At 57.1% G+C, this 2,058-nt stretch carries 2 protein-coding genes and 1 pseudogene; all 3 read right to left on the reverse strand.

The window, feature by feature from the left end:
• A pseudogene (gudD, locus tag RTK32_RS21220) lies at positions 1-279 on the reverse strand (glucarate dehydratase); the annotation flags it as partial.
• 21 nt (positions 280-300) lie between these two features.
• Complete coding sequence (locus tag RTK32_RS21225; protein ID WP_312047392.1) at positions 301-1,638, reverse strand: enolase C-terminal domain-like protein; 1,338 nt, start codon at positions 1,636-1,638, stop codon at positions 301-303.
• Between the two features lie 9 nt (positions 1,639-1,647).
• The coding region (locus RTK32_RS21230) for an MFS transporter (protein ID WP_312047393.1) at positions 1,648-2,058 on the reverse strand (411 nt) is incomplete at its 5' end.

Genomic DNA, 2,058 nt, shown 5'->3' on the forward strand with positions numbered 1-2,058 from the left:
GTCTCGATCGGCAAAGGTGCTGCGCACGTGGTTCAACAGATTTTTATATTCGCCAATGCCGTGACCGATCAGTAACGCCGCCGCTTCTTCCAGCGTCCTGCGGATTTTTTCGCCGCCGGGAATTTCCCCTACGCCCGTATGACCGGCGTTATCTTTAATGATAACGATATTGCGGGTAAAAAATGGCGCGTGTGCGCCGCTGAGATTCAGCAACATACTGTCGTGACCGGCGACCGGAATGACCTGCATTTCTGTTATCAGTGGAGTAGCCTGACTCATAACTTATTCCTTCTGTAAGGTTCAGCGTCCGAAGGCCGGGCGCTTACGATCGAATGTCCAGCCGGGGATCAGGTATTGCATGGCGGTGGCATCGTTGCGCGCGCCTCCGGGCAACGTTTTGTAGAGCGCATGGGCTTTTTCAACCTGCGCCCAATCCAGCTCAACGCCCAGCCCCGGTGCGTCCGGCACGGCTATTTTGCCGTTGCGGATCGACAACGGGGCTTTAGTCAGGCGCTGCTCGCCTTCCTGCCAGATCCAGTGGGTATCAATGGCCGTCGGTTTGCCTGGCGCAGCGGCCCCTACGTGCGTAAACATCGCCAGCGAAATATCGAAGTGGTTATTGGAGTGGCAGCCCCAGGTCAGCCCCCAGTTGTTGCACAGCTGGGCTACGCGCACCGCGCCGCTCAGCGTCCAGAAGTGCGGGTCGGCCAACGGAATATCGACGGCGTTCAGCATCACGGCGTGACTCATTTCACGCCAGTTGGTGGCGATCATATTAGTGGCGACCGGCAGGCCGGTCGCACGACGAAATTCCGCCATAACCTCACGGCCCGAAAAGCCCTGTTCTGCGCCGCACGGATCTTCCGCATAAGTCAAAATGCCCTGCATGTCTTTGCAAAGCGCGATGGCTTCATCAAGTCGCCAGGCGCCGTTGGGATCGACGGTAATACGCGCGTCGGGGAAGCGCTTTTTCATGGCTTTCACCGCGTCGATTTCCTGCTCGCCAGGCAACACACCGCCCTTAAGCTTGAAATCTTTAAAGCCATATTTGTCCTGCGCGGCCTCTGCCAGCCTGACAACGGCTTCGCTGTCCATCGCTTTCTGGTGACGCAGGCGATACCAGTCGTGGGTGGCGTTTTCGCCGCTCAGATAAGGAAGATCGGTTTTTTCCCGGTCGCCGATATAGAACAGATAACCCAGCACCGTCACTTCATCGCGCTGTTTACCCGGCCCCAGCAGCTCCGCCACCGGCACGTTCAGCCATTGGCCCAGCAAATCCAGCAGCGCCGCTTCCAGCGCGGCTACCGCATTCACGCGCAGCTCAAACGTCCAGGCACCTTTGCCGAAGGTATCGAAATCCGCCGTCTGGTTACCCAGATGCACTTCCTGCACCAGCCGGTTCATTCTGGCAACTTCACGCCCTGTTACCTGCGGTACGGCGTCCAGCAGCGTCTGATAAATTGTCTCGCCGCCCGGGGCTTCTCCTACGCCAGTATGGCCAGCGCTGTCGGTCAACACCACGATATTGCGGGTAAAGTAAGCGCCGTGCGCGCCGCCGATATTAAGTAACATGCTGTCGTGCCCCGCTACCGGGATCACTTTCATGTCGGTAACGATCGGGCTGCTTTGCGTCGTCATAGCGGCTCCTTACAAGGGTTTTAATTCAATACGTTTGATATCGCGCACCAGCACCAGATAGCTCATTACCGCCACAAAGGCATGAATACAAACGTAAATCAGCGCGCCGTTGTAGGATCCGGTCGTGGCAATGATGTAACCGATAACCACGGGCGTAACGATCCCGGAGATATTGCCGAACATATTGAACAGCCCGCCGCTGAGTCCGCTGATCTCTTTCGGCGCGGTATCTGCCATCACGGCCCAGCCGAGCGCGCCAATCCCCTTGCCGAAGAAAGCCAGCGCCATAAAGAACACCACTACCCATTCCGTATCGACATAGTTACACACCACCATGCTGATGGAGAGCAACATGCCAAGGACAATAGGCGTTTTACGGGCGATATTCAGCGATCCGGTTTTACGCATCAGCCAGTCGGA

This window comes from Erwinia sp. (assembly GCF_031978025.1).
Classification (GTDB): domain Bacteria; phylum Pseudomonadota; class Gammaproteobacteria; order Enterobacterales; family Enterobacteriaceae; genus Erwinia.

What these genes read in the sequence shown, in the direction of transcription:
- RTK32_RS21225 (WP_312047392.1), bottom strand. Translation starts at nt 1,638, where the DNA reads ATGACGACGCAAAGCAGCCCGATCGTTACCGACATGAAAGTGATCCCG.